The organism is Pseudomonas graminis, assembly GCF_004364335.1.
In the GTDB taxonomy this organism is placed as follows: Bacteria; Pseudomonadota; Gammaproteobacteria; order Pseudomonadales; family Pseudomonadaceae; genus Aquipseudomonas; species Aquipseudomonas graminis_D.
This window is the reverse complement of sequence record NZ_SOCR01000001.1, coordinates 477,666-502,790: the sequence shown is the minus strand read 5'-3', so window position 1 is coordinate 502,790 and position 25,125 is coordinate 477,666. Positions and strand designations below refer to the sequence as shown.

Here is a 25,125-nt window from a genome sequence, read left to right as displayed (position 1 = left end):
TCCGGCTAACCCCTGTCACCGAGCGCTCGGTGGCAGGGTTTCCTTGCGAGTGGACCTACCATGACTGAGAACACCCAATACATGTCCGCTGTGATTCCGGATGCAATATCCGAGAGCGATAAACGCGCGGCCCGCGATCACCGACACGACGCCTGGTTCAGGCGCACGATGCTGGGAGCGGCTCTGTTGGTGCTGCTGTTGTTGGCGAGTATCGCCGGCTCGACACTCTGGGGCGGTGCCCTGGCGTTCAAGACCTTTGGCTTCGAATTTCTTACCAGTACCGAATGGGACGTGGTCAACGGCAAGTTCGGCGCGTTGGTGCCGATCTACGGCACGCTGGTCACTTCCTTTCTCGCCCTGCTGATCGCCGTTCCGGTGAGCTTCGGCATCGCGGTTTTTCTGACTGAAGTCGCACCACCTTGGTTACGCATGCCCATCGCTTCGGCGGTGGAACTGCTGGCGGGCATTCCTTCGATCATCTACGGCATGTGGGGCCTGTTCGTGTTCGGCCCGTTGATGGCGCAATACATGGCCCCGTGGATCAACGACAACCTTGGCGCGCTGCCGCTGATCGGCCCCGTGTTTCAGGGCCCGCCATTGGGCATCGGCATGCTCACTGCCGGCATCGTGCTGGCGATCATGATTATCCCGTTCATCACCTCGGTCATGACCGAAGTGTTCCGCAGCGTGCCCATTGCCCTTAAAGAATCGGCCTACGCGCTGGGCGGCACGACCTGGGAAGTGGTCTGGGACATCGTCCTGCCTTACACCCGCTCAGCGGTGGTCGGCGGTGTGTTCCTGGGCCTGGGTCGTGCGCTCGGTGAAACCATGGCGGTGACCTTCGTGTTGGGCAACGCCCATCAGTTCTCGGCATCGCTGATGATGCCGAGCAGCTCGATTGCCTCGGTGATCGCCAACGAGTTCAGCGAGGCCTACACCGACCTGCACCGTTCTGCGCTGATCGCCCTGGGCTTCCTGCTGTTCGTCGTTACCTTCATCGTGCTGGCGATCGCCCGTCTGATGCTCTCTCGTCTGTCGCGCAAGGAGGGTCTATGAGTAAGGCCGATAACGAAAACCTGTACCGCTCCCGCGCAATCAAGAACAAGATCGCGATGGTCCTCAGTTGCGCCGCGACGGCCTTCGGCCTGTTGTGGCTGGTGTGGATTCTGCTGACCACGATCGTCAACGGGTTCGAGGCGCTGAACCTGCGGCTGTTCACCGAAATGACCCCGCCACCCGGCTCGTCGGGCGGTCTGGCGAACGCCTTCTACGGCAGCATTCTGATGTCCGGCATCGGCCTGCTGATCGGCACGCCGATCGGTTTGATGGCCGGTATCTGGCTGGCAGAGTTTGCGCGCAACACCAAGCTGGGCAATGCGGTGCGCTTCATCAACGACATTCTGCTGTCGGCGCCGTCGATTGTGCTCGGTCTGTTCGTGTACACCGCGGTGATCCTGCCCCTCAGCGCCGTGACCAACCATCAGGTCGGTTTCTCCGCCATCGCCGGCGCCCTGGCCCTGGCACTGCTGGTGATCCCGGTAGTGGTGCGGACCACCGACGAAATGCTTCAGCTGCAGCCGTCGACCATGCGCGAAGCCGCATTGGCGCTCGGTGTGCCGCAATGGAAGCTGACGCTGCAGATCGTCCTGCGTGCGGCCAAGGCCGGCGTGGTGACCGGGATCCTGCTGGCGCTGGCGCGCATCACCGGCGAAACCGCGCCGTTGCTGTTCACCGCATTTGGTAACCAGTTCTGGAGCAGTGACATCCTCAAACCGATCGCAAGCGTGCCTGTGGTGATCTTCCAGTACGCGATGAGTCCGTTCGATGACTGGCATTCTCTGGCCTGGGCCGGCGCCTTGATTATGACCATGTTTGTACTGGTACTGAGCCTCAGTTCCCGTCTTCTCCTTTTGCGCAATAGGGCGTCCTGATGAACAACCTTTCCCTCGCCGACGAAAAAACCAAAATCCAGGTACGCGGTCTCGATTTCTTCTACGGCACTCAGCGCTCGCTGAAGTCGGTCGACATGATCATCCCCGAGAAGCGCATTACCGCGATCATCGGGCCGTCCGGCTGCGGCAAGTCCACGCTGCTGCGGGTGTTCAACCGTATTTATTCGATGTACCCGAAACAGGAAGCCAAAGGCGAAGTGATGCTCAACGGGGAGAATATTCTCGCTCCGGGCTACTCGATGAACCGTCTGCGCAGCAACGTCGGCATGGTGTTCCAGAAGCCGGTGCCGTTCCCGATGTCGATCTACGACAACATCGCCTACGCGGTGCGTCACCACGAAAAACTCTCCCGTCGCGAGATGGAAGAGCGTGTCGAGCAGGCCCTGCGTGGCGCGGCGTTGTGGGATGAAGTCAAAGACAAGCTCAAGCAGAGCGCCCAGAGCCTGTCCGGTGGTCAGCAACAGCGTCTGTGCATCGCCCGCACCATCGCGCTGCGCCCGGAAGTGCTGCTGCTCGACGAACCGACTTCAGCCCTCGACCCGATCTCCACGGGGCGCATCGAACAGCTGATCACCGAGCTCAAAGAGCAATTCACCGTGATCATCGTGACCCACAACATGCAACAGGCCGCGCGCTGCTCGGACTACACCGCGTTCATGTTCATGGGCGAACTGATCGAGCACGGCGACACCGACACCATCTTCACCAAGCCGTCCAAGACTCAGACCGAGGATTACATCACCGGTCGTTTTGGCTGATCGGGAATATTGCTGGGGTTTTCCCGGCTGAAGCCGGTCCCACATTTGATCGCGGATTATCTGTAGGACTGGCTTTAGCCGGGAACGCGTCAGGGGCTACACCGCAAATTCGATGGCGTCCAAACCGGCCTCTTCCCGGCTGAAGCCGGTCCTACTATGGGAACGCGTCGTGCATTACGGCGCGGCATTCGAAGCGCCGGCATCCCCCATGAATTCCTCCAGCCGCTTGCGCAGCCAGCGTTCGGCGGGGTCGGTGTCCATGACGCTCAGCCAGACCATTGACAGGTCCAGATTCGGCGTCACGAACGGCAGCGGCTCGCCGCGCAGACCGGTTCGGGCCATGGCCCGGGTCAGGTGATCCGGCAGATTGCACAGCAGGTCCGTTCCCTCCATCAACGCCGGCAACGTGCTGTATTGCGGCACCGACAGCACGGCAGTGCGCTTGCGCCCGATTGCCGCCAGCCACTCATCGGCAAAGCTCGAAATGTTCGCCACGTGGGACACCACGAAGTGGGGCCGCGTGCAGTACTCATCCAGGGTAATCGGCTCGGGCGAAGCGTCGGCGCGCACCACCATCGGCTTCACGCTGCGCAGCATTTTTCGCTTGGCGTTGGCCGGCAGTTCACGGGTCAGGCAGACGCCGACGGTGATGTCGCCGGACATGAGCAATTCCGAGACATTCCAGAAATTGACCTGCTTGATCACCAGCACAATGCCGGGCGCTTCCTCACGGATCGCGCGCAGCATCGGCGGCAACAGGCTGTACTCGACATCGTCGGACAGCCCGATGCGGAAGGTCATGTCGCTGCTGGCCGGATCGAATTCCCGCGTGAGGCTCAAGGCCACGGACATCGCATCCAGCGCCGGCGACAGGTGACTGATGATCTCGTTGGCCCGCGCCGTGGGTTCCATGCGGTGACCAACACGAATGAACAGCGGGTCGTTGAACAGTGCACGCAGGCGGTTGAGGGCGGCACTGATGGTGGGTTGGCCGAGGAACAGCTTTTCGGCGGCGCGGGTCACGTTACGCTCTTGCATCAAGGTCTCGAACACCACCATCAGGTTGATGTCGGCCTTGCGCAGCTCATTGCGATTCATACATCGTCCCCGTTACCCGACATTCGTCACCCTGCTGTGGAAGGCCTGCGACATGATAAGCGCCAGTTTATGGAGCGCAGTCGTTCGGCGTCCAGCCTTCCCGGCTAAGCCACTTCTGCCGGATGTACGCGTGCTTCGATGGGGATCGGCTGGAGCGCGAATTGTAGGACCGGCTTCAGCCGGGAAGAGGTCAGTTCGGGCACCTTTGATTTTGCGGCATGACTACTGACGCCTTCCCGGCTAAAGCCAGTCCTACTGATAGTCTGCGGTCCAAAGTAGGACCGGCTTCAGCCGGGAAGAGGCCAGTCCGGGCTGCCACGATTTTGCGGCGTGACTATTCAAACCTTGCCTGCCAACGCCAGAGCCTGCCGCGTTTTTGCCACTGGGGTGGACCTTTTCCGGATGAACTTCGGCAGAACCCCATGAGTCAGCATTAAAACGCTCACCATGAGGCTCCACATTCCATGCAGATTTCCTTGAAAGGCCAGGTTGCCCTCGTCACCGGCGCGAGTTCCGGACTGGGTGCCGGCGCGGCCAGAGGGCTGGCGGCGTCTGGCGCGGCAGTGGTCGTCAACTTCCACTCGCAACCCGAACCCGCGCAAAAGCTCGCGCAAGAAATCGTCGATGCCGGCGGCCAGGCCATCGCCATCGGCGCTGATGTGTCCAACGAGCAGGACGTGGAGAAGCTGTTCGCCGAGACCCTCAAGGCGTTTGGCCGCCTGGACATCCTCGTCGCCAACTCCGGGCTGCAGAAAGACGCGGCCATCGCTGACATGACCCTCGAAGACTGGAACACCGTCATCAACGTCAACCTGACGGGGCAGTTCCTCTGCGCGCGCGCCGCATTGCGACAGTTCGGCAAACAGGACATCCGCCCCGAGGTGTCCCGCGCCCGGGGCAAGATCATCCACATGAGCTCGGTGCATCAGGTCATTCCGTGGGCCGGCCACGTCAATTACGCCGCCTCCAAAGGCGGCGTTGATCTGTTGATGCGCAGCATTGCCCAAGAGGTGGGCGAGCAGCGCATTCGCGTCAACAGCATTGCGCCGGGGGCGATTCGCACGGCCATCAACACCAAGGCCACCAGCGGCGACGCCGAGAAAAAATTGCTGGAGCTGATCCCGTACGGCCGCGTGGGCGAGGCCGATGACGTGGCCAACGCCATCGTCTGGCTGGCCTCGGATGCGTCCGACTATGTGCATGGCACGACGCTGTTCATCGACGGTGGGATGAGCCTCTATCCGGAGTTCCGCAACAATGGCTGACCACACCCCGAACCCCGATGAACAGGAACCGCAGAACGCCATCGAAAACCACGGCATCATCGGCGACATGCGCAGCGCCGCCCTAGTGGCGGACACCGGCAGCATCGACTTTTGCTGCTGGCCCGATTTCGACAGCCCCAGCATCTTTACCGCGCTGCTGGACACCCCTGATGCGGGGATTTTCCAACTGGCGCCGATTCTCCCCGACGCCCGTCGCCAGCAGCTGTATCTGCCGGAAACCAACGTGCTGATGACGCGCTGGATCGCCGAAGACGCGGTGGTCGAAGTCACCGACCTGATGCCCATTGCGTCGGAAGTCGACAACCTGCCGCGCCTGATCCGCCGCATTCATGTTCGCCACGGCCAGACCGCCGTGCGCATGCTGTGCCGGGTGCGCCACGATTACAGCCGCGCTGAGACCACTGCGCAGATGGACGGCGAGGACGTTTGTTTTGAAGCCGAAGGCCAGCCTGCCATGCGTCTGGCGGCAACGACCCAGTTAAAGCTCGAGGGCCAGGCTGCGGTGGCCGAGTTCGAGATGAAACAGGGCGATGTGGTCGAGTTCATGCTCGGCGGCGCCGACGATCCGCTGGTCAAGGCGACGAATTGCGACTGCGATCTGAAAAACACCGTCACCTACTGGCAGCACTGGAGTCGTCATTCCAAATACCGCGGGCGCTGGCGTGAAGTGGTCAATCGCTCGGCCCTGGCGCTCAAGCTGCTGACTTCGCGCAAGCATGGCGGGATCGTCGCTGCAGCGACCTTCGGCCTGCCGGAAGAAGAGGGCGGCGAGCGCAACTGGGACTACCGCTATACCTGGATCCGTGACGCATCATTCACCGTCTACGCCTTCATGCGTCTGGGCTACACCGAAGAAGCCAACGCCTTCATGCACTGGGTACGTGAGCGCATGGGCGACTGCTGCGAAGACGCCAACAAGCTCGGGATTCTCTACGCGCTGGACGGCCGCGAAGAATTGCCCGAAGAAGAACTGGATCACCTCAGCGGTTACGGCGGCGCGTCGCCCGTGCGCATCGGCAACGAGGCCTACAAACAGACGCAGCTGGATATCTACGGCGAGCTGCTCGACGCGGTGTACCTGGCCAACAAGTACGGCGAGGCCATTTCCCACGAGGGCTGGAAGCACGTCACCCGGCTGGTGAACGAGCTGTGCGAAACCTGGAACAGCAAGGACGTCGGGATCTGGGAAATGCGTGGCGCCGATCAGCATTTTCTGCATTCACGGTTGATGTGCTGGGTCGCTCTGGACCGGGCCATACGGTTGTCGTTGAAGCGTTCGCTGCCGGCGCCTTTTGATCGCTGGGACAAGGCGCGTCAGGCCATTCATGACGACATCTGGGAGAACTTCTGGGACGCCGAACTGGGCCATTTCGTTCAGTACAAGGGCAGCAAGAACCTGGATGCGTCGATGCTGCTGATGCCGCTGGTGCGCTTCGTTGGCGCCAGTGATCCCAAATGGCTGAAGACCCTGGACGCTATCGAACGAACGCTGGTGCGCGATGGCATGGTGTTCCGCTACCGCAATGACGATGACCATCAGGATGGGCTTGAGGGTGAGGAAGGTGCATTTGTTGCCTGCTCCTTCTGGTACGTCGAGTGCCTGGCCCGCGCCGGGCGGGTTGAGCAGGCGCATCTGGAGTTTGAACAGCTGCTGCGCTACGCCAACCCGCTGGGTCTGTATGCCGAGGAGTTCGATGCCCACGGCCACCATTTGGGCAACACGCCGCAAGCCCTCAGTCATCTGGCGCTGATCAGTGCGGCGAGTTTTCTGGATCGCAAGCTCGAAGGCACCCAGACCCTCTGGCAGCCCTGACGTCCTGAACTCAAGGAGAAAATCGATGGCTCATGCATTCAAGGTAGGCGACCACGTGCGCTGGAATTCCGAAGCCGGGCACGTCGTGGGGAAGGTAACGAAGGTTCACACCAGGGAGGTCGAGTTCATGGGCCGTCATCGCCATGCCTCGCCCGACGCGCCGCAGTACGAGGTCAAAAGCGACAAGACCGGTCACCTGGCGATGCACAAAGAGGACGCGCTGGAGAAGGCCTGAGTCCTGCCGCTTCACCAACAAAAGGTCCGGATACGAAAACGCAGCGATGACGGCAATCATCGCTGCGTTTTTTGTGGCCGTGATCAGCGCCGTTACGGAATCAGGCGCTGCGCCCGCAAGGTGTCGAATACGTCGAAAAAGGCTTGGTCACTGGCTTGAAACTCCTTGAAGCCCAGGGTCCGGCTTTTCGACATGTCGGTCACCACTTCGATCGGCCGGCCCAGGTCGGCGTCGGTGTGCCACGGCGAAATGAGGCGGGTGATATCGGCTTCTTTCAGACCGTGGGCGCGAACGAGTTCATCCCATGCTGCCTGATCGTTGGCCATCTGCTCTTCCAGCGGAGAAACCTTCTCCGGGAATTCTGCAGGGTGCACGCCGAAGTACTCAGCGATCTGGCCCCACATCCACTTCCAGCGAAACACGTCGCCGTTGGTGATGTTGAACGCCTGGTTCGCCGCAGCAGGCGTCGTGGCCGCCCACAGTTGCTGTTTGGCCAGTTGCCGCGCGTCGGTCATGTCGGTGAGGCTGTCCCACTGCACGCGGGAGCCGGGGAATACAAACGGGCGGCCGGTGGCTTTGCAGATCGACGCATACACCGCGAGGGTAGTGGCCATATTCATTGCGTTGCCTACCGCGACGCCGGTGACGGTGTGCGGACGGTGTACGCTCCAGGTGAAACCGTCGCGTTTGGCGGCGGCAAACACTTCATCTTCCTGGGCGTAATAGAAATTCTCGATGTCCAGCCGACCCTGGGATTCGCGGAACGGCGTCTGCGGCAGGGTGCCTTTGCCGTAGGCTTCGAACGGGCCGAGGTAATGCTTCAGGCCAGTGACCAGCGCGACGTGCTTGACGCTCTTCGCCGGCCTCAATGCGTCCAGCACGTTGCGGACCATGGCGGCGTTGACGCGGATGTTTTCAGCTTCAGTGGCCTGACGCGACCAGGTGGTAAGGAAGACATGGCTCGGTTTCAGGTCGGCGAGGGCCTGTTTGACCGATGCCGGGTCTTGCAAGTCCGCTGCAACGGGGATCACGCCTGGCGTTTGGGAGGGACGGCGGGAGAGGGCGGCCACCTGCCAACCGTTATCGAGCAACAGTTGAGTGGTTGCGCTGCCGACGATGCCGCTGGCGCCGACGACCAAGGCCGTTTGAGTCATGGGAATCTCCTGATTGATCGAGTGGAAAGGGCTGGATAACGATGCAGCCCTCAGGTTTCAGAACGGCAGCGGCGCCGATAGGTTCACCGCGATTGGCCGGGTGCGACCCCACACCGCGCCTGATCACCCGACCAGCAGCGCCGTCCCATACATGCCAATGGCAAAAACCACATGCCCGACCACGTTTTGCAGCCGCGCCACGTTTGGCTTCGGTGCCTTGTTGCAGGCCACGCCAACGCCCATTCCGGGCTGCAGAATGAACCAGCCGGCGCCGACGGTGACCAGCCCGACGATCAGTGCCGGCAGAAATGTCGGCGCGTGCGCCCACTGCACGCCCCAGATGAATAACAGCGCGGCAGCGAACAGCACGCCGACGCTGTAATGCATGAACCAGCCAATCGCCCGCTCACTGGGCACGGGAGGAGAATTGCCGATGCCGTCGCGGTGCACGAACTGCCCCTTGGGCATCCCGGCAAACCAACGCCCGACGAGGTGCCAGGGCGGGGTCGGCAAACCCAGCAGCGCCTTGAGCAACAACGCCCAGAGATCCAGCAGCGCGGTGCCGCCCATGCCGATGAGTATTGAAAGGTAGATAAATTCGAACATGTCCGTCCCTGCGTGGTGTCAGTGGTCGATGGGCGATTGATGGCCGGACACGTTAGCAGTTTTGTCAAAGAAAGCGGTGGTGCAGACAATGCGGGCGCTATGGAATGAATGCCCCGCTTTTTGTGGGACCGGCTTCAGCCGGGAAGAGGCCCGCATGCACACCGCTGGATTTGCGGTGTGGCGCCTGCCGCCTTCCCGGCTAAAGCCGGTCCCACATTTGTTTGAGGCCCGCATCAGCTCAAACGCTTACCAGCGGTCATTGCCACGACCGTGATCAAAGGCCCTGCGGTAGCCGCCGTCGTAATAGCCATGGGGCGGAGGTGGCGCGAAACGGCGATATTCGACCCGCTCACGCACCGGCACATAGACAACCTGCTGGTACTGAGGCTGGTACTGAGGCTGGTACTGCGGCTGATAACGCGGCGCATAGCGCGGTTGCGGGCGGTAATCCTGATAGCGATCGTGACAGTCGTTGTTCGACTGACTGATCACCGCGGCCAAAACGGCACCGACAGCGGCTCCGGCGATGACAGGCACAATCACGTTGCGTTCGCTGGCGGACGCCGCACCGGCGCTGGCGAGCAGACCGGACAGGATCAGGGCTTGGGTCATCTTGGACATCATGGTGTCTCCTTTGGCGAAAGAGTGGGTTCGCCATGGACGTATGAAACACCGGATCCGTGTAAACCCACGTCTAGGATCGGTAAAGGTTGGGTAAATCCGGATCGCCCCCGATACCACCCGTGGTGCTGGTCCGGACCTCGGGTTGTACGGCGCGGCGCTTCATATCGCCGGGCCGAACCAGCAAAAAACAATGACCGTCGATCAGCCAGGGGCTCTGCGCAGGAAACCTCCTGCGCCACGTGGAATCAACTGGTTACGTATGTGAGGGTGAGGGGAAGTGATGATGGTGACCGACGATCTGGTCCGGTGGAACAGCCACTGGCGGCTAAATGACCACACAGTATTGTGCAGGACGTGCAAAGCCAGGCAGAGCGAAGCGGAACGCGAAGCCACCTTCGTGCATTTGCCCACCTGCGGCTATGCTCGCGAGGCGGCGCATCCGTGGGATGAACTGGACGCGAGTTGCGGTATGCAGACCGCGCACTGAACAGCACCGCCCTTCACCTTGCAGCCACGGCCTCAAACATCAGGCTCGGCGCCTGGCCCGGTACGTCATCCAGCTCGCCGCAGCGTTGCATACCGACTTTCTCCAGCACGCGGATAGATGCAGTGTGGGCCGGACGCACGTAGCCGTACACCGCGTCCAGCTTCAAGCTGGAAAACCCGAACGCCAGCGCCACTCTGCCCATTTCCGTGGCAAACCCCTGTCCCCATGCCTCAACGGCAAACCGATAGCCCAGATTGACCCGCTGCTCGCCCATAAAATCATGAAGCCCGATGCCGCCGAAGCCGATGATGTGTTCGGGTGTATCCTTTTGCGCGATTGCCCACCAGCCGTAGCCGTGGATCTGCCAGTGCTCGATCCAGCCTTCAAGCATGGCCGCTGCCTGTGCCTCGTCGGTCATCGGCCCGAACGGGTTGAACAGCTGGGTTTGCGGGTCGCTGTAGATAGCGAACAGGCGGGCCAGATCATCGGGATTCGGGGCGCGATAGATCAGATGAGCGCTGCTCATGGGCATGGCGGGTGATCCTTGGAGGTGTGCGCAGCGGATCGCTGTCATTGACGCTCTGATCTACCAGTTGATTGCGGTTTCGTCCACCCCGTTCAGCGCACGCATTGCGCATCAGGCACGAACGCGCAGCGCTTCGCCGTTCCGCTAGAATGGCGCGCATCCCGGTGCAGTCCCGGTGGACAATCGGCAGCACACCAGGCAGGACGCAAAAGCGAGGCGGCAGTGATCGAGCGGCGAGAATTCAGCGCAGGCATGAAAGGCAAGAACCTTCGCTACGTGGATGAGAACAGGCGAAGCCTCTCGGCCCAGACCCGAACCGGCTTCGTGCTGCTGGAGCACTTCTCGTTGCCGGCCTTCACCCAGGCCCTGGACACATTCGTCACCGCCAACCTCCTTCGTCCCGAGCTGTTTACGTCACGGACATTCGGCTTGCACGGGGGCGAAGTGGTCAGCGATCTGGGGCTTGTGATCCGGCCCGACGCGCCGCTCGACGTATCGGCGCTCAAAGACCTGGACCTGCTGGTGATCTGTGGCGGTTATCGCACGGAGCTCAAGGCCAACTGGCGCAGCTGCTGACCACCGCCGCCGAGCATGGCATTTCCCTCGCCGGGCTGTGGAATGGCGCCTGGTTTCTCGGCTCAGCAGGTCTGCTCGATGGCTACCGGTGCGCGATTCACCCTGAGCACCGCGCTGCCCTGGCGGAGATCTGCAAAGTCAGCGAAGTGACCAGCGAAGCTTTCGTCATCGACCGCGATCGCCTCACCGCCGCCAGCCCGGCAGGGGCGTTTCATATGGCGCTGGAATGGATCAGGACGCTGCACGACAAGGCCCTGATCGAAGGCATCGAGGACATTCTGTCTTTCGAGGAATCGCGTTATCGGCGGATCAAGCCGAGCCGGCACATGACGGTCAGCGCGCCGCTCAAGGAAGTGGTCAAGTTGATGGACGCCAATCTGGAGGAGCCCCTTGAGCTTGAGCAACTGGCGGAGTACGCCGGGCGTTCGCGGCGACAGATCGAGCGGCTCTTTCAGGAGCAGTTGGGCACCACCCCGCAACGCTACTACCTGGAGTTGCGCATCACCGAGGCCCGGCGCCTCCTTCAGCACACCGAGCTTTCCCAGGTGGAAGTGCTGGTGGCCTGCGGGTTTGTTTCGCCGAGCCATTTCAGCAAATGCTACAGCGCGTACTTCGGCTATCGGCCTTCAAAGGAAAAGCGTCTGGTCAAATGAGCGCTGCCTTGATTTACCCACCCGTCAGCCCAACCCTGTAGGCTTCGTTTTGATAAAGACAGGGCCGGGCCAGGCAAGTACTGACCGGTACTGCCGGAGCCAGGCTCGCCCGCACAGAGACAGCGTTAATGAGTGAAATCAGTACCAAGATAATCACCGTCGAGGGCCATGCCGCTCTGAAGAAGGAGCTCGACTACCTCTGGCGCGAGCACCGGCCTGACATCACGCAAAAAGTGGCGTGGGCCGCTTCCCTGGGTGATCGCAGCGAGAACGCCGATTATCAGTACAACAAGAAGCTGCTGCGCGAAATCGACCGGCGAGTGCGCTATCTGCGCAAGCGTCTGGAAGACATGCGCGTGGTTGCCTATTCACCTGAGCAGGAAGGCCGGGTGTTCTTCGGCGCCTGGGTTGAAGTCGAGGACGAAGAGGGCGAGAGCAAGCGTTTTCGCGTCGTCGGTTATGACGAGATCTATGGGCGCATGGACTACATCTCCATTGATTCGCCCATGGCTCGGGCGCTATTGAAGAAAGAAGTCGGCGACGAAGTCTCGGTGCCGGTTCCGTCCGGTAGCAAGCAGTGGTGGATCACTAAAATCGAATACCAGCAATAGCCGCAGCGTTGCAGTCGCCGGCCTGGCTATCTGGGTGGATGTAGGACGGTACAGTGCCGTCCTCCGTCATAACCCGCCGCTAACCCTCGCGCAGCACTTGCAGGGGACTGGCGTTCAGCGCCCGCCGCGTGCCGAACACGCCCGCGCCGCCGACCAGCAAGGCGCCGATGAGTGGCAGCACCAGCAGCCAGGCGTGGGGGTGCCATTGCAGGTTGAAGGCGTAGCGGTACAGCGCAAAGCTCACCAGCTCACAGCCAATCGCCGCCAGCACACCGCTGACCGCCCCGAGCAGGCCGAACTCGATGCGCCGGGCCTTGGTCAGCAAGGCGCGGCTGGCGCCCAGTGCCCTGAGCAGGGCGCCCTGTCGAATTCGTTCATCCAGCGTCGCCTGCAAGCCGGAGAACAACACCGCCATTCCCGCCGCCAGCACGAACAGCAGCACGTACTGCACCGCCATCGTCACCTGATCGAGGATGCTGCGCAGTTGCTCCAGCAACGCCTCCACCTGCAGGATCGTCACGGCCGGGAAGGCGCGGGACAGTTCAACGATTTGCTGATCATTGCCCGGCGCCAGATAGAAGCTGGTCAGGTACGTGGCCGGCACGTCCTTGAGGGTGCCGGGCTGGAAGATCATGAAGAAGTTGGGCTGAAAGGTGTCCCAGTTGATGTCACGCAGGCTGGTGATCTTGACCTCGCGTGTCAGCCCGCCGATCACGAAGCCGAGGGTGTCGCCCAGCTTCATGTTCAGGCTGTTGGCCAGCTTGGTTTCAACCGACACACCGGGAACCACGCCTTCCGCAGGCGGCTGATCGCTCGCCCACCACTGGCCGGCGGTGATGCTGTTGCCTTCCGGCAGCGTTGCCGCCCACGTCAGGTTGAGATCGCGCTGTGTCGCGTTTTCACCACGGGAGTCCTTGGTGACGAACTTGCTCACCGGCTCGCCGTTGATCGTCATCAAACGCCCCGGAATCATCGGGTACAACGGCGCGCTGTGGGTCGACAGGCGGCCCATGCGTTCAGCGAAGTTGTCCTTGTCGTTGGGCAGGATATTCAGCGCGAAGTAGTTCGGTGCATCCTTGGGCAGCTGGTTCTGCCAGGTGTCGAGCAGCTCGCCGCGCAGCAGCGCAATCAGCCCCATGGACAGCAGGATCAGACCAAATGCCAGGGACTGGCCCGCTGCGGCCATGGGATGGCGCAACAGCTGACCGAGGCCCAGACGCCATGGCAGCGAGGCCCCGGCCAGCAAGCGCCGCAGGCTTTTCAGGGCCAGCAGCAACACAGCGCCCAGCACCAGCGCTGCGATCAGACCGCCGCCGAGCAGGGCGAAGGTCAGCACCAGGTCCAGACTCAGGCGCCACATGATCAGGCCCAGTGCGAAGAGCGCCGCGCCGTAGACCAGCCTGGTGCTCGCCGGGATTGGCAGCATGTCCCGACGCAGCACCCGCAGCGGCGGCACGCGACCCAGGGCTGCCAGCGGCGGCAGCGCGAAGCCGGCAAGCGCGACGAGCCCGGTGCCGATTCCTGCGACGGCCGGCAGCCAGCCACCCGGCGGCACGGCAGCGGGCAGCAGGTTTTCCAGCAGATGAAACAGCCCGAGTTGGGCAAACCAGCCGAGCAGGGCGCCCGCCGCGCTGGCCGCAACGCCCAGCATGGCCAGTTGCAAACCGAACAGCACCAGCGCTTCATTGCGTGACAGGCCCAGGCAACGAAGCAGCGCACTGGCGTCAAAGCGGCGCACCGCGAAACGCGCCGCCGACAATGCCACCGCCACGCCGGCCAGCAGCACGGCGACCAGACTGGCCATGTTCAGGTAACGCTCGGCCTTGCCCAATGCGCCGCCGATCTGTTGATTGCCATCGCGGGCGTCATCGATTTTTTGATTCGGCGCCAGCCCGGGCTCGACCGCCTTGCGATAGGCGGCGAGGTCCTGCGGCGTGCCGCGCCACAGATCCCGATAACTGACGCGGCTGCCCGGCTGGACGACCTTGGTGGCTTCAAGGTCGGCCATGTTGATCATCACCCGGGGCGTCAGGCTGTAGAAGTTGCCGGCGCGGTCGGGCTCGTAGGTCAGCACCCGGGTCAGTTTCAAGGTCTTGGACCCGACGTCAATGCTGTCGCCGACTTTCAAGTTCAGCGCCACCAGGATCCGCGCTTCCGCCCAGGCTTCTCCGGCTTGGGGCTCACCGCCAACGGTTTCGGCTTCGTAGGGAGCAGGGGCGCTTTTCAGCTCGCCGCGCAACGGATACGCCCCATCGACAGCCTTGACGCTGGCCAGCTGGATGCCGTTATCGGTGGCCACCACGCTGGAGAAAATCACGATCTGCGAGTGATCCAGCTTCAGCGCCTTGCCGGCGTCGATCTGCGCAGGGGTTGCCGGTGCGGAGCCGCCGAGAATGAGGTCAGCGCCGAGAAACTCGGTCGCCCGCAGCAGCATGGCGCTGTTGAGGCGCGCGCCGAAATAACCGATGGCCGTGCTGGCAGCAACCGCCACCACCAATGCGAAGAACAGCACGCGCAGCTCGCCGGCGCGGGCGTCGCGCATGAGTTGCCGGGCCGCAAGGCTTAGCAGGCGTGAAAAAGGCAAACGTGCCATCAAGGCTCCATTGGGGCGACCAGCCGGCCACCCTCGAGACGGATCAGACGCCGGCAACGGTGGGCCAGACGCTCATCGTGGGTGACCAGCACCAGGGTGGTGTTGCGTTCCTGGTTCAGCTCGAACAGCAGGTCGCTGATGCGCTCGCCGGTGTGGCTGTCCAGGTTGCCGGTGGGCTCATCGGCGAACAGCACGTCCGGGTCGGCGGCAAACGCGCGGGCGATGGCGACCCGTTGCTGCTCGCCGCCCGACAGTTGCCGTGGCGTGTGGGTCAGGCGCTGACCCAGGCCAACCCGTTCCAGCAGATGCCGGGCCTGATCACGGGCGTCTTTGCGGCCTTCCAGCTCCATCGGCAGCATGACGTTTTCCAGCGCATTGAGGCTGTCGAGCAGCTGGAAGGACTGGAAGACAAAGCCCACGTGTTCAGCGCGAACCCTGGCGCGCTGATCTTCGTCCAGCTCGCTGAGATTGAGGCCGGAGAGGACGACAGAGCCGGCGCTGGGCAGGTCGAGGCCGGCCAGCAGGCCGAGGAGAGTGGATTTGCCCGAGCCCGATGCGCCGACGATGGCCAGCGTGTCGCCCTTGTTTAGTTCCAGGGAGAGTTCGTGCAGGATGGTCAAGTCACCTTCGGTGCTTGGGACCACTTTGCTGAGGTTCCGAGCACTGAGAATACTTTCGCTCATGGAGAATCCGATGCGTGCGTGGTTTTTAAGTGCTGGCCTGGGTTTGCTGCTGGTATCACAAGGCGCGATGGCAGGCACGGTGCTGATCGTAGGGGATAGTATCAGCGCGGCTTTCGGCCTGGATACCCGGTTGGGCTGGGTCAGTCTGCTGGAACAGCGTCTGGCGAAGGAAGGCTTCAAGGAAAAAGTGGTCAATGCGTCGGTCAGCGGCGACACCAGTGCCGGAGGCCAGGCGCGGCTGCCGTCGCTGCTTGCCGAGCACAAACCGGATCTGGTGATCCTCGAACTGGGGGGTAATGATGGCTTGCGCGGGCAGCCGCCTGCACAATTGCAACAAAACCTTACCGACATGGTTAAGCAATCAAAAGCGGCCGGGGCCAAGGTGCTTTTGCTGGGCATGAAAATCCCGCCCAACTACGGTGAGCGCTACACGACTGCTTTCGCCGCTGTGTACCCGAAAGTCGCCGAAGCCACCCATGTCGCGCTGGTCCCCTTCATGCTGGAAGGCGTAGGCGGCAGGCCGGACATGACGCAGCAAGACGGCATTCACCCCAACGTCCCGGCTCAGCCTTACTTGCTTGATAACGTCTGGCCGGTCCTGAAGCCGTTGCTTTAGTCGCCGCCGCCGGCATCAGGCCGATACAGGCGGGGCGTCGGTCATCAGGTGTGAGGGACCGCTCATTGCCAGCAGTCGGGTTTGCGCCTATGGTGGCCCAAACCTATACAGGACCGAAAAGATGTACAAGAAAGAGCAGTGGCCACTCACGCTGTACTTCGACGGTGACTGCCCGCTTTGCGCGCGGGAGATCAAGCTTCTGCGTTCCCACGCTTCGGCGCATCTGTCCGCAGGCGCAACAACCCCGCGACTTCTGTTGGTCGACATGAGCGAGGAGGGCTTTGATGCACAGGCTCTCGGATTCACCCATGAGCAGATGCAGTCTGTGTTGCATGCCCGTTTCGACGATGGCACCTGGGTCACGGGACTGGACGCCACCCTGTGGAGCTGGCGCGCAGCCGGGCTGGGCGCCTGGGCTGCGCCGCTGTCGTGGCGGCCGCTGAGGCCCTTGCTGAATCTCGGTTATCGGCTGTTCTGCCGCTTTCGTCCCCAGCTGGCGTGGTTACCTCATCCGGATGGCCGCCGCCGATGCCGCGACGGCAGCTGTACGGTTTCCAGACCCTCAGACCAAAACCGCTGATTTAAAGGCCTGCAGGCCTTTTCCGGACCGGGGCTTTCGGCTAATGTGGCGCCCCCGATCTGGAGCCCCCCATGCCGCGCCGTCCTGCCTGGTCCCTTTACGCCTATCAACTGATCGAGCCTGACGAACAGCTCGACCTGTTCGCGTGCCAGGAAATCCTTGTGCATCTGGTCGCCCGCCAGCTCGAACTGGCAGGCTCTGCCGACCGTACGCTGTGCGGCACCTTGCTGCCCGCCCAGCCACGCTGGTCCGAAGTCCAGCAGACGGTTTATCAGGATGAGCGGCTGTGCCCGCTGTGCAGGGCGATCATCGACGCGCAGCGGCGCGGCTGGCACCCGATCTGGCCGGAACTGGAGACCGGCGTTTAAGGGCGCGAGCACTCCCTGACGGGCAGGCGTGCGTGTACAATCGCGCTCAATCAAGCCTTCCGTTTACCAAGGATTCTCCGGATGTTGTCGCGCATTCCAGCTTTCGCCCGCTGTCTGTCGCTCGCCGCGCTGTGCGCGGCCGGCCCTGTCTTTGCCCTGGAGTTTCCGTTGCCGCCGCCGGGTGAGGACATCATCGGCCAGGTGCAGACCGTCACCGCCAAGTACGAAGACACCTTCGCCGACCTGGCGACCCGCTACGATCTGGGCTACCTGGAAATGATCGCCGCCAACCCTGGCGTCGATGCCTGGCTCCCGGGTGCAGGCACCCAGGTGGTGTTGCCGACGCGTTTCATCCTGCCGCCGGGCCCACGCGAAGGCATCGTCATCAACCTTGCCGAGTACCGTTTGTACTACTACCCGAAAGGCCGGAACGTGGTGTACACCTTCCCGCTGGGCATTGGCCGCGAAGGCTGGGGCTCGCCGGTTTCCACCACCAAAGTCACTGCCAAAACGCCGAACCCGACCTGGACACCCCCTGCCTCGGTCAAAGCCGAGCACGCTGCCGACGGCGACATCCTGCCCAACGTGGTCCCGGCCGGCCCGGACAATCCGCTGGGTCCGTTCAAATTCGGCCTCGGTCTGCCGGGCTACCTGATCCACGGTTCGAACAAGAAGTTCGGCATCGGCATGCGCACCAGCCACGGCTGCTTCCGCATGTACAACAACAACGTGCTGGAAATGGCGGACATGGTCCCGGTGGGCACCCCCGTGCGCATCATGAGCGAACCGTACAAATTTGGCGTCAGCGGCGGCAAAGTCTACCTCGAAGCGCACACGCCGCTTGACGAGAGCGGCAAGCCGTCGGTGGTCGACAAGCACACCGCCGTGATCAACGCACTGCTCAAGCGTGAAGACCTGGCCAACAGCCTGCGAATCAATTGGGATGAGGTGCGGGACGTAGTGGCTGCCGAAGACGGCATGCCGGTCGAGATTGCCGTGCCGACCACGCCGGCGCCCGTGGTGGGCGGCGCGCCGATGACGCTGCAATAACCCTCCCGCTGTAAACAGGGTGATGCCGATGCCCGCCCGTCCTGCGACGAGTGCGCAGGGGGGGGCGGGTTTTTTATTGCCTGAATAACGCCTCCTCAAGAGAGACTGCCGGCAAACGCCGGGCAATAAAAAAGCCGACCCGTTAACGGGTCGGCTTATCAATAATCCCGAGGGATTATTACTTGCGGCTAGCCTTGTCCAACATACGCAGAGCGCGCTCGTTGGCTTCGTCAGCAGTTTGCTGAGCTTTTTGAGCTGCAGCCAGAGCTTCATCAGCCTTGCGGTAGGCTTCATCGGCACGTGCTTGCGAACGAGCGGCTGCGTCTTCAGTTGCAGTCAGACGAGCTTCGGTTTCTTTGGATGCGCTGCTGCAACCGGTAGCCAGAACTGCGGCCAGGGCCAGAGCAGAGAATTTCAGAACGTTGTTCATCGTGTTCCCCTTAAAGGACTTCTATCAAATTAGTCATCTCTCGAGAGTGAGAAAATGACCGGCGTACATCTTACTCATTGTTTGTAGTAAGTAAACGGACCGTGCGCAAGATCTGCAGAAAATTCTTGGGTTTGAACGTGTTCCGCGCAACTCCTCACGCTTTTTCTTTGCACAAAAAAAGCCCCGGATGAAGGTGCCTCTCAGGTGACGCCGGTCCAGGCAATTTCACAGTACCGGCGACCTTTTTTGTATAGTCGATTATCGTGACAGGCGCATCACTGGCGGCCGCTTGAAGACCATCAAGTGACTTGACGCCAGGCGTTGCGTCTCAATGGACATTGCTCGGCGACAACAGGTTCCGTGGGTCACGCCGTCAGATGTGCGGCAGTGCAATTAACCGTTGATTCACTTGAGCGCACTTGCTCAGGGCGCCTACTATTTATTTGCCTGTGCTCAACTTGTTTGAGAACAGCGATGCGCTTCGCGGTGTCCAAACGGCACAGGGTAGGCCAGGGTGGCGCAGTCAGCTCTATTGCAGAAGGCTCTATTGCAGAAGCCAATAGTACTCATACTGCCTGTAGAGGTTCCTTCGCCGGGAAAATGTCGATAAGGTAAGGGTCCAATTCCAAGACCCGCGAGGAGTAGTGATGAGCGAGGCGTTGTCCATCCACCATGACGAGACAGGTCACCAGTTCGAAGTCAACATTGACGGTTACCGTGCCTATCTGACGTACATGGACCTGGGTAAAGAGACCCTGGATATCTACCGTACGTTTGTGCCTAACGAGTTGCGCGGACGGGGGATAGCGGCGGCCTTGACCAAGGTGGCCCTCGACTATGCCGACCGGATCGGCTACACCGTGATTCCTTCGTGCTCCTACGTGGAGCGCTATATGGAGCGCAATCAACGGCAGGCCGCGAAGATCTGACCGAATCGCGCCTCACACACTAAAACGCCGAGCATGTGCTCGGCGTTGTCGTTTCTGCGGAACGGTCAGTCGCGTGTGCGCTTGGGCAGTACGTCCTTGAGCTTGGTGTGCATGCTGCGCAGGGTTTTTTCGGTGCTTTCCCAATCGATGCAGGCATCGGTGATGGACACGCCGTATTGCAGGTCGGCGAGGTCTTTGGGAATCGCCTGACAGCCCCAGTTCAGGTGGCTCTCGACCATCAGGCCAATGATCGACTGGTTGCCTTCGAGAATCTGGTTGGCGACGTTCTCCATCACCAGCGGCTGCAGCGCCGGGTCTTTGTTGGAGTTGGCATGGCTGCAATCGACCATGATGTTCGGCTTGATCTTCGCCTTGTTCAGCGCCTGTTCGCACAGGGCAACGCTGACCGAATCGTAGTTGGGCTTGCCGTTGCCGCCGCGTAATACCACGTGACCGTAGGCATTGCCCTTGGTGGTGACGATGGACACGCCGCCTTCCTGGTTGATGCCGAGGAAACGGTGGGGGCTGGACACTGATTGCAAGGCGTTGATGGCCACGGTCAGGCCGCCGTCGGTGCCATTCTTGAAGCCGACCGCCGAGGACAGGCCCGAGGCCATTTCGCGGTGAGTCTGGGATTCAGTGGTGCGCGCGCCGATGGCCGACCAGCTGATCAGGTCCTGCAGGTACTGAGGCGAAATCGGGTCAAGGGCTTCGGTCGCGGTCGGCAGGCCTTTTTCGGCCAGGTCGCGCAGCAACTGACGGCCGATGTGCAGACCGTCCTGGATCTTGAAAGAGTCGTCCAGGTACGGATCGTTGATCAGGCCTTTCCAGCCGACGGTGGTGCGCGGCTTCTCGAAATACACGCGCATGACCAGATACAGGGTGTCGGACACCTCGGCCGCCAATGCTTTCAGGCGATCGGCGTATTCGTGGGCGGCCTTGAGATCGTGGATCGAGCAGGGCCCGATCACGATGAAAAGGCGGTGATCCTTGCCATCGAGGATGTTGCGGATGACTTCGCGGCCCTGGCTGACAGTGGCCTGGGCGGCGGCGGTCAGCGGGATTTCGCGTTTCAGCTGATCCGGGGTGATCAGTGTCTCGTTGGAGGCAACGTTGAGGTCGTCAATCGGTAAATCAGCCATCGTGTTACTCATCAGGTCACGGATGCTGGCCGCCAGCGTCCCCGTGCGGCGGAGCCGAGCATGATTGAGCGCAACGGGGGAGCCGAACCTTAGCGCGTTAGCCGGTGGTTCGACAATGGGTAAACGTGGCTTTCGTCCAACGGTTGCGGCATTGTCTGACCTGTCTCAGGCTGCAGAACCACATGATGGATATTCCCGGCTAAAGCCGGTCCTACTAAAGTCGGCGACTGACACTCAATCACCCGAACATCATTCAGAGGAGAAGTGCGTGGATCAATTGCAACTGACGGACTTCGACCTCGACCAGCAACTTCTCAACCTGCCCGGCGTCTCACTGCTGATTTTCACCAGCCTGGGCTGCTCCAGTTGCCGCTGGGCCCGGCATCATTTGCCCGGGCAATCCCTGCCGCTGGATCGCCTGTGCTGGATCGATGCCGAAGAAAACGGCGGCGCGGTGGAGCGCTACGGCGTGTTTCATCTGCCGACGATGTTTGTGGTACGCGACGGTGCCTTCTTCGGGCCCCTTCGCACGCAGATGTCCGCCGAGGCCATTGCCACGGGCCTGGCACACGCGCTGGCGACGCCGCCAGACGAATTACCCTGAAACGGAGTGTCCATGAGCGAAAGCACAGCGAGCGAAAGCGCAGCTAAACCCCGGATCGGCATCATCGGCACCGGCGCGATCGGCGGCTTCTACGGCGTGATGCTGGCCCGGGCCGGCTTTGATGTGCATTTTCTGCTGCGCAGCGAATTCGATGCCGTCGCCCGCAACGGCCTGCGCGTGGACAGTCAGGTGCATGGTCCGTTAGCGCTGGAAAATGTCCAGGCCTACGCCTCAGCGGCCGACATGCCGCCCTGCGACTGGCTGCTGGTCGGCGCCAAGACCACCGGCAACAGCGGGGTGGCCAACGCTATCGTTCAAGCCGCAGCGCCGGACGCCAAGGTGTTGCTGCTGCAAAACGGCTTGGGTGTCGAGGAAGAACTGCGAGCAGCCTTACCTGATTCCCTTCATCTATTGGGCGGCCTGTGTTTTGTTTGTGTGCATCGCACTGGGCCAGGGCAAATCACCCATCAAGCCTTCGGCGCCGTGAACATCGGCTACCACAGCGGGCCGGCCGATTTGGCAACGCGCGGGCACTGGGTCGAGCAGGGCGCTTCGCTGTTTCACCAAGCGGGCATTGACTCCGTGGCGATGGACAACCTCGACAAGGCGCGCTGGCAGAAACTGGTGTGGAACGTGCCCTATAACGGGCTTTCCGCGCTGCTCAACGCCAGCACCACACCGCTGATGGCCGACGCCGACAGTCACGCGCTGATCCAGGGCCTGATGGCGGAAGTGGTGCAGGGCGCCGAAGCGTGCGGTCACGTGCTGCCGGAAGGTTATGCCGAGCAATTGCTCAAGGTCACCGGCCATATGCCGGATTACCGGCCGAGCATGTACCACGACTTCACCGAAAAACGACCATTGGAACTCGATGCCATTTATGCCCGACCCCTCGCAGCTGCGCTTGCCGCCGGCTGCGACATGCCCAAGGTGCGCGCCCTGTACCACGCGCTGGCGTTTATTGACCGCAGCAATCGTTGACGGCCACTGCCGTGCGCTTGCCCACCTCCTGCGTTAAGGAAACCTGATGAGCACTGAGCTGAACGTTAAAACCCCGGGGAGCAAGCTGGTGCTGGCGATTTCCTCGCGGGCGCTGTTTGACTTGCGGGAAAGCCATGACGTTTATATGGCCAGCGGAGTCGCGGCCTATCGTCAGTACCAGATCGACCACGAAGATGAAATCCTCGAGCCCGGTGACGCGTTCCGTCTGGTGGAAAAACTGCTCAGCCTGAACGCCAGCCTGAATCAGTCCCGAGTGGAAGTGGTGCTGGTCTCGCGCAACAGCGCCGACACCGGCTTGCGCGTGTTCAATTCCATTCAGCATTACGGCCTCGACATTTCCCGCGCCGCGTTCGTCGGCGGGCGCAGTCCGTTTCCCTATCTGGCCGCTTTCGGCAGTCATCTGTTCCTGTCCACCCACGCCGAAGACGTGCGCAGCGCGCTGGATGCGGGGTTCGCCGCCGCGACGATTCTCTCCGGTGGCGCCCGTCGCGCGGCCAGTGCCGAGTTGCGCATCGCGTTCGACGGTGACGCCGTGCTGTTTTCCGATGAGTCCGAGCGTGTGTATCAGTCCGGCGGGCTTGAGGCGTTCCAGGCCAACGAGCGTGAGGCGGCGCGACGGCCATTGCCCGGCGGGCCGTTCAAACCCTTTCTCGCGGCATTGAACGCCCTGCAGCGAGAATTCCCCGAAGAGTCCTGCCCGATTCGCACGGCGCTGGTCACCGCACGTTCGGCCCCGGCTCACGAGCGGGTCATCCGTACGCTGCGCAAGTGGGACATCCGTCTGGATGAGTCGCTGTTTCTCGGCGGCCTGGACAAGTCGGCGTTTCTCGAAGCTTTCGCTGCGGACGTGTTCTTCGACGATCAGCCAGGCCACTGTGAACGCGCGCGCGACGTCGTGGCGACCGGGCATGTGCCCCACGGCATCAGCAACGAGCTAAAACCCTGAGGCGTTAGACCGAAAAGCAGCAGTCGGCCGTCGCAGTGGGCGGCGCGCTGCTACGCTGATTAAGTCTTCATTTCAAAGGCTGGCCGGGGGTCCCATGATCCGCTCGATGCTCTACGCCACGGACCTCGGCGCTTATGCGCCGTATACGCTGCAGCACGCCCTGGTGCTGGCGCGGACCTTCGATGCCGAGCTGCATGTCGTGCATGTGGTGGAACCCATGGGCCTGTTCGCCGAGTCCGTGCTGCAGAGTTACCTGGCCGCCGACGTGCTCAAAGAGCTGCACAGCGAGGGGGTGAACACGGTGATCGACAGCATTGAAGCGCGGGTGCTGGCCAGTTTCCGTGAAGAACTGGGCGAGGGCCATGAGGACCTGGCGCTGATCCGCAGTGTCCGCGTGGTCCAGGGCGACCCCTCCAATGTGATACTCGATCAGGCACGTCTGCTGGGCGTCGACCTGCTGGTGGTGGGCAGTCGCAGCAAGGGCGGGGAGGGCGATACGCCGATTGGCCGGACGGCGGCGCGGGTCCTGCAACTGTCGGACGTGCCGGTGTACATGGTGCCGATGCTGCAACGGCGTACATAAACGTGACCGCGTTCCGGGAATGTGCCAAGCGCGTTAAAAAGCTGCGTGCCATTACCGGGTAAAAGTGATAAAAAGTTCTAGCTTTGCCTTCCTGACCAATAATCCAGTTATATACCGTCGCTGATGCCCGTGGCGTCTTCCGGCTTTGAGGGATACATATGAAGCTTCAACAACTGCGCTACATCTGGGAAGTGGCGCACCACGACCTCAACGTTTCAGCGACGGCGCAAAGCCTCTACACCTCGCAGCCAGGCATCAGCAAGCAAATCCGCCTGCTGGAAGACGAGCTGGGCGTCGAAGTCTTCGCCCGCAGCGGCAAGCACCTGACCCGCGTCACTCCGGCAGGGGAGCGCATCATCACCACCGCCGGCGAGATCCTGCGCAAGGTCGAGAGCATCAAGCAGATCGCCCAGGAATTCTCCAACGAGAAAAAGGGCACGTTGTCCATCGCCACCACCCACACCCAGGCGCGTTATGCGCTGCCGCCGGTGATCAGCAATTTCATCAAGCAGTACCCGGACGTCGCACTGCACATGCACCAGGGTTCGCCGATGCAAATCGCGGAAATGGCCGCCGACGGCACGGTCGATTTCGCCATCGCGACGGAAGCGCTGGAACTGTTCGGTGATCTGGTGATGATGCCGTGCTACACCTGGAACCGCTGTGTGGTTGTGCCCCAAGGCCATCCGCTGACCAAGGTGCCGAAGCTGACCCTTGAGATTCTCGCCGAATACCCGATCGTGACCTACGTGTTCGGCTTCACCGGCCGTTCCAAACTCGACGAAGCGTTCAGCCACCGCGGCCTGACGCCGAAAGTGGTGTTCACTGCCGCCGACGCTGACGTCATCAAGACCTACGTGAGACTGGGATTAGGCGTGGGTATCGTGGCGAAAATGGCCGTCGATCCGAAGCTGGACAGCGATCTGGTGGTGCTCGACGCCAGCGAATTGTTCGAAGCCAGCGTGACCAAGATCGGCTTCCGGCGCGGCACCTTTCTGCGCGGCTTCATGTGCGATTTCATCGAGAAATTCGCCCCGCACCTGACCCGCGACGTCATGGCCAAAGCCATTCAGTGCCACAACAAGCAGGAACTGGAAGAGCTGTTCGCCGGGGTTGAACTGCCGGAGCATTGATAGAGGGCGCATGCCAAACCTGTAGGAGCGCGCTTGCCCGCGATTGCGGTCTGTCAGTCACCTGGATGTGACCGGTGTATCGCATTC

27 protein-coding genes and 1 pseudogene are annotated in these 25,125 nt (G+C 61.8%); 19 read left to right on the top strand and 9 right to left on the bottom strand.

Annotated elements, in window-relative coordinates; genetic code table 11:
* The first annotated feature begins 60 nt into the window (after nt 1-60).
* From pstC to pstB, 3 genes are read left to right on the top strand one after another with little or no spacing between them, the layout of a single operon-like run.
* The gene (gene pstC / locus EC919_RS02150) at nt 61-1,056 is read left to right on the top strand and encodes a phosphate ABC transporter permease subunit PstC (protein ID WP_133770753.1); all 996 of its coding nucleotides are present in this window, start codon (nt 61-63) and stop codon (nt 1,054-1,056) included.
* Nucleotides 1,053-1,931: a phosphate ABC transporter permease PstA gene (gene pstA / locus EC919_RS02145; protein ID WP_133770751.1), complete on the top strand. Its 879-nt coding sequence runs from the start codon at nt 1,053-1,055 to the stop codon at nt 1,929-1,931. Before pstC ends, pstA begins: the two co-directional genes overlap by 4 nt.
* Nucleotides 1,931-2,710 carry a phosphate ABC transporter ATP-binding protein PstB gene (gene pstB, locus EC919_RS02140; protein WP_133770749.1) on the top strand — a complete coding sequence of 260 codons (780 nt, stop codon included), beginning with the start codon at nt 1,931-1,933 and terminating at the stop codon, nt 2,708-2,710. Before pstA ends, pstB begins: the two co-directional genes overlap by 1 nt.
* A gap of 174 nt (nt 2,711-2,884) precedes the next feature.
* Here pstB and EC919_RS02135 read toward each other — a convergent pair whose 3' ends face one another.
* On the bottom strand, nt 2,885-3,808 hold the full coding sequence (locus tag EC919_RS02135; protein ID WP_133770747.1) for a LysR family transcriptional regulator: 924 nt from the start codon (nt 3,806-3,808) through the stop codon (nt 2,885-2,887).
* Nucleotides 3,809-4,272: 464 nt separating this feature from the next.
* On the opposite strand from EC919_RS02135, the gene EC919_RS02130 reads away from it, so the two are divergent.
* From EC919_RS02130 to EC919_RS02120, 3 genes are read left to right on the top strand one after another with little or no spacing between them, the layout of a single operon-like run.
* Nucleotides 4,273-5,073, top strand: coding sequence for a glucose 1-dehydrogenase (locus tag EC919_RS02130; protein ID WP_133770744.1), 801 nt, complete (start codon nt 4,273-4,275; stop codon nt 5,071-5,073).
* Nucleotides 5,066-6,907: a glycoside hydrolase family 15 protein gene (locus tag EC919_RS02125; protein WP_133770742.1), complete on the top strand. Its 1,842-nt coding sequence runs from the start codon at nt 5,066-5,068 to the stop codon at nt 6,905-6,907. The genes EC919_RS02130 and EC919_RS02125 overlap by 8 nt, the downstream gene beginning before the upstream one ends.
* 25 nt (nt 6,908-6,932) lie before the next feature.
* Entirely contained in the window at nt 6,933-7,142 is a 210-nt protein-coding gene (locus EC919_RS02120) for a DUF2945 domain-containing protein (protein WP_133770740.1), read from the top strand.
* 92 nt (nt 7,143-7,234) lie between these two features.
* Here EC919_RS02120 and EC919_RS02115 read toward each other — a convergent pair whose 3' ends face one another.
* The 3 genes from EC919_RS02115 to EC919_RS02105 all read right to left on the bottom strand — a co-directional run bounded on the left by EC919_RS02115 (nt 7,235) and on the right by EC919_RS02105 (nt 9,526).
* Nucleotides 7,235-8,296, bottom strand: coding sequence for an SDR family oxidoreductase (locus EC919_RS02115; RefSeq protein WP_133770738.1), 1,062 nt, complete (start codon nt 8,294-8,296; stop codon nt 7,235-7,237).
* Nucleotides 8,297-8,419: 123 nt separating this feature from the next.
* A complete protein-coding gene (locus EC919_RS02110; RefSeq protein WP_133770736.1) occupies nt 8,420-8,902 on the bottom strand; it encodes a DUF2938 family protein in 483 nt (160 codons plus the stop codon).
* A 246-nt stretch (nt 8,903-9,148) separates the two neighbouring features.
* Nucleotides 9,149-9,526: a hypothetical protein gene (locus EC919_RS02105; RefSeq protein WP_133770734.1), complete on the bottom strand. Its 378-nt coding sequence runs from the start codon at nt 9,524-9,526 to the stop codon at nt 9,149-9,151.
* Nucleotides 9,527-9,806: 280 nt separating this feature from the next.
* On the opposite strand from EC919_RS02105, the gene EC919_RS02100 reads away from it, so the two are divergent.
* Nucleotides 9,807-10,013, top strand: coding sequence for a hypothetical protein (locus tag EC919_RS02100; protein ID WP_133770732.1), 207 nt, complete (start codon nt 9,807-9,809; stop codon nt 10,011-10,013).
* A gap of 13 nt (nt 10,014-10,026) precedes the next feature.
* On the opposite strand, the gene EC919_RS02095 is transcribed toward EC919_RS02100, so the two are convergent.
* Nucleotides 10,027-10,545 carry a GNAT family N-acetyltransferase gene (locus tag EC919_RS02095; RefSeq protein WP_133770730.1) on the bottom strand — a complete coding sequence of 173 codons (519 nt, stop codon included), beginning with the start codon at nt 10,543-10,545 and terminating at the stop codon, nt 10,027-10,029.
* 246 nt (nt 10,546-10,791) lie between these two features.
* Between EC919_RS02095 and EC919_RS02090 the strand changes: the two are divergent.
* Nucleotides 10,792-11,768 (top strand): annotated as a pseudogene (locus EC919_RS02090) (GlxA family transcriptional regulator).
* Between the two features lie 137 nt (nt 11,769-11,905).
* On the top strand, nt 11,906-12,379 hold the full coding sequence (gene greB, locus EC919_RS02085) for a transcription elongation factor GreB (RefSeq protein WP_133770911.1): 474 nt from the start codon (nt 11,906-11,908) through the stop codon (nt 12,377-12,379).
* Nucleotides 12,380-12,458: 79 nt separating this feature from the next.
* Here the strand turns inward: greB and EC919_RS02080 are convergent, their stop codons facing one another.
* Nucleotides 12,459-14,972 (bottom strand): ABC transporter permease, encoded by a 2,514-nt coding sequence (locus tag EC919_RS02080; RefSeq protein WP_133770728.1) that lies wholly within the window; start codon nt 14,970-14,972, stop codon nt 12,459-12,461.
* Complete coding sequence (locus EC919_RS02075) at nt 14,972-15,655, bottom strand: ABC transporter ATP-binding protein (protein WP_133770726.1); 684 nt, start codon at nt 15,653-15,655, stop codon at nt 14,972-14,974. The genes EC919_RS02080 and EC919_RS02075 overlap by 1 nt, the downstream gene beginning before the upstream one ends.
* Before the next feature lie 10 nt (nt 15,656-15,665).
* On the opposite strand from EC919_RS02075, the gene EC919_RS02070 reads away from it, so the two are divergent.
* The 4 genes from EC919_RS02070 to EC919_RS02055 all read left to right on the top strand — a co-directional run bounded on the left by EC919_RS02070 (nt 15,666) and on the right by EC919_RS02055 (nt 18,269).
* Entirely contained in the window at nt 15,666-16,271 is a 606-nt protein-coding gene (locus EC919_RS02070; protein ID WP_133770724.1) for an arylesterase, read from the top strand.
* Between the two features lie 121 nt (nt 16,272-16,392).
* Nucleotides 16,393-16,851 carry a thiol-disulfide oxidoreductase DCC family protein gene (locus tag EC919_RS02065; RefSeq protein ID WP_133770722.1) on the top strand — a complete coding sequence of 153 codons (459 nt, stop codon included), beginning with the start codon at nt 16,393-16,395 and terminating at the stop codon, nt 16,849-16,851.
* Nucleotides 16,852-16,922: 71 nt separating this feature from the next.
* Complete coding sequence (locus tag EC919_RS02060; RefSeq protein WP_122534553.1) at nt 16,923-17,219, top strand: hypothetical protein; 297 nt, start codon at nt 16,923-16,925, stop codon at nt 17,217-17,219.
* An 81-nt stretch (nt 17,220-17,300) separates the two neighbouring features.
* Nucleotides 17,301-18,269 (top strand): L,D-transpeptidase family protein, encoded by a 969-nt coding sequence (locus tag EC919_RS02055; protein WP_133770720.1) that lies wholly within the window; start codon nt 17,301-17,303, stop codon nt 18,267-18,269.
* A gap of 178 nt (nt 18,270-18,447) precedes the next feature.
* Here the strand turns inward: EC919_RS02055 and oprI are convergent, their stop codons facing one another.
* Nucleotides 18,448-18,699, bottom strand: coding sequence for an outer membrane lipoprotei OprI (gene oprI / locus EC919_RS02050; RefSeq protein ID WP_003199355.1), 252 nt, complete (start codon nt 18,697-18,699; stop codon nt 18,448-18,450).
* Between the two features lie 647 nt (nt 18,700-19,346).
* Here oprI and EC919_RS02045 point away from each other — a divergent pair.
* Nucleotides 19,347-19,628, top strand: coding sequence for a GNAT family N-acetyltransferase (locus tag EC919_RS02045; RefSeq protein WP_065988521.1), 282 nt, complete (start codon nt 19,347-19,349; stop codon nt 19,626-19,628).
* Between the two features lie 65 nt (nt 19,629-19,693).
* On the opposite strand, the gene EC919_RS02040 is transcribed toward EC919_RS02045, so the two are convergent.
* The gene (locus EC919_RS02040) at nt 19,694-20,770 is read right to left on the bottom strand and encodes a 3-deoxy-7-phosphoheptulonate synthase (RefSeq protein ID WP_166650463.1); all 1,077 of its coding nucleotides are present in this window, start codon (nt 20,768-20,770) and stop codon (nt 19,694-19,696) included.
* A gap of 268 nt (nt 20,771-21,038) precedes the next feature.
* Here EC919_RS02040 and EC919_RS02035 point away from each other — a divergent pair, with 268 nt between their 5' ends.
* The 5 genes from EC919_RS02035 (at nt 21,039) to cysB (ending at nt 25,038) form a co-directional block, all read left to right on the top strand.
* On the top strand, nt 21,039-21,374 hold the full coding sequence (locus EC919_RS02035; RefSeq protein WP_208294938.1) for a thioredoxin: 336 nt from the start codon (nt 21,039-21,041) through the stop codon (nt 21,372-21,374).
* A 12-nt stretch (nt 21,375-21,386) separates the two neighbouring features.
* Nucleotides 21,387-22,355 carry a putative 2-dehydropantoate 2-reductase gene (locus EC919_RS02030; protein ID WP_133770716.1) on the top strand — a complete coding sequence of 323 codons (969 nt, stop codon included), beginning with the start codon at nt 21,387-21,389 and terminating at the stop codon, nt 22,353-22,355.
* A 46-nt stretch (nt 22,356-22,401) separates the two neighbouring features.
* Entirely contained in the window at nt 22,402-23,322 is a 921-nt protein-coding gene (locus EC919_RS02025) for a 5'-nucleotidase (RefSeq protein ID WP_133770714.1), read from the top strand.
* Nucleotides 23,323-23,416: 94 nt separating this feature from the next.
* Nucleotides 23,417-23,905 carry a universal stress protein gene (locus tag EC919_RS02020; RefSeq protein ID WP_133770713.1) on the top strand — a complete coding sequence of 163 codons (489 nt, stop codon included), beginning with the start codon at nt 23,417-23,419 and terminating at the stop codon, nt 23,903-23,905.
* A gap of 158 nt (nt 23,906-24,063) precedes the next feature.
* Entirely contained in the window at nt 24,064-25,038 is a 975-nt protein-coding gene (cysB, locus tag EC919_RS02015) for an HTH-type transcriptional regulator CysB (protein ID WP_122534560.1), read from the top strand.
* Nucleotides 25,039-25,125: the final 87 nt, after the last annotated feature.

What these genes read in the sequence shown, in the direction of transcription:
- EC919_RS02025 (WP_133770714.1), top strand. Translation starts at nt 22,402, where the DNA reads ATGAGCACTGAGCTGAACGTTAAAACCCCGGGGAGCAAGCTGGTGCTG.
- pstC (WP_133770753.1), top strand. Translation starts at nt 61, where the DNA reads ATGACTGAGAACACCCAATACATGTCCGCTGTGATTCCGGATGCAATA.
- EC919_RS02095 (WP_133770730.1), bottom strand. Translation starts at nt 10,545, where the DNA reads ATGCCCATGAGCAGCGCTCATCTGATCTATCGCGCCCCGAATCCCGAT.
- EC919_RS02110 (WP_133770736.1), bottom strand. Translation starts at nt 8,902, where the DNA reads ATGTTCGAATTTATCTACCTTTCAATACTCATCGGCATGGGCGGCACC.
- EC919_RS02065 (WP_133770722.1), top strand. Translation starts at nt 16,393, where the DNA reads ATGTACAAGAAAGAGCAGTGGCCACTCACGCTGTACTTCGACGGTGAC.
- EC919_RS02070 (WP_133770724.1), top strand. Translation starts at nt 15,666, where the DNA reads ATGCGTGCGTGGTTTTTAAGTGCTGGCCTGGGTTTGCTGCTGGTATCA.
- oprI (WP_003199355.1), bottom strand. Translation starts at nt 18,699, where the DNA reads ATGAACAACGTTCTGAAATTCTCTGCTCTGGCCCTGGCCGCAGTTCTG.
- EC919_RS02030 (WP_133770716.1), top strand. Translation starts at nt 21,387, where the DNA reads ATGAGCGAAAGCACAGCGAGCGAAAGCGCAGCTAAACCCCGGATCGGC.
- EC919_RS02080 (WP_133770728.1), bottom strand. Translation starts at nt 14,972, where the DNA reads ATGGCACGTTTGCCTTTTTCACGCCTGCTAAGCCTTGCGGCCCGGCAA.
- cysB (WP_122534560.1), top strand. Translation starts at nt 24,064, where the DNA reads ATGAAGCTTCAACAACTGCGCTACATCTGGGAAGTGGCGCACCACGAC.
- EC919_RS02125 (WP_133770742.1), top strand. Translation starts at nt 5,066, where the DNA reads ATGGCTGACCACACCCCGAACCCCGATGAACAGGAACCGCAGAACGCC.
- pstA (WP_133770751.1), top strand. Translation starts at nt 1,053, where the DNA reads ATGAGTAAGGCCGATAACGAAAACCTGTACCGCTCCCGCGCAATCAAG.
- EC919_RS02135 (WP_133770747.1), bottom strand. Translation starts at nt 3,808, where the DNA reads ATGAATCGCAATGAGCTGCGCAAGGCCGACATCAACCTGATGGTGGTG.
- EC919_RS02075 (WP_133770726.1), bottom strand. Translation starts at nt 15,655, where the DNA reads ATGAGCGAAAGTATTCTCAGTGCTCGGAACCTCAGCAAAGTGGTCCCA.
- pstB (WP_133770749.1), top strand. Translation starts at nt 1,931, where the DNA reads ATGAACAACCTTTCCCTCGCCGACGAAAAAACCAAAATCCAGGTACGC.
- EC919_RS02040 (WP_166650463.1), bottom strand. Translation starts at nt 20,770, where the DNA reads ATGGCTGATTTACCGATTGACGACCTCAACGTTGCCTCCAACGAGACA.
- EC919_RS02130 (WP_133770744.1), top strand. Translation starts at nt 4,273, where the DNA reads ATGCAGATTTCCTTGAAAGGCCAGGTTGCCCTCGTCACCGGCGCGAGT.
- EC919_RS02045 (WP_065988521.1), top strand. Translation starts at nt 19,347, where the DNA reads ATGAGCGAGGCGTTGTCCATCCACCATGACGAGACAGGTCACCAGTTC.
- EC919_RS02120 (WP_133770740.1), top strand. Translation starts at nt 6,933, where the DNA reads ATGGCTCATGCATTCAAGGTAGGCGACCACGTGCGCTGGAATTCCGAA.
- EC919_RS02055 (WP_133770720.1), top strand. Translation starts at nt 17,301, where the DNA reads ATGTTGTCGCGCATTCCAGCTTTCGCCCGCTGTCTGTCGCTCGCCGCG.
- EC919_RS02020 (WP_133770713.1), top strand. Translation starts at nt 23,417, where the DNA reads ATGATCCGCTCGATGCTCTACGCCACGGACCTCGGCGCTTATGCGCCG.
- EC919_RS02105 (WP_133770734.1), bottom strand. Translation starts at nt 9,526, where the DNA reads ATGATGTCCAAGATGACCCAAGCCCTGATCCTGTCCGGTCTGCTCGCC.
- EC919_RS02100 (WP_133770732.1), top strand. Translation starts at nt 9,807, where the DNA reads ATGATGGTGACCGACGATCTGGTCCGGTGGAACAGCCACTGGCGGCTA.
- EC919_RS02060 (WP_122534553.1), top strand. Translation starts at nt 16,923, where the DNA reads ATGCCGCGCCGTCCTGCCTGGTCCCTTTACGCCTATCAACTGATCGAG.
- EC919_RS02115 (WP_133770738.1), bottom strand. Translation starts at nt 8,296, where the DNA reads ATGACTCAAACGGCCTTGGTCGTCGGCGCCAGCGGCATCGTCGGCAGC.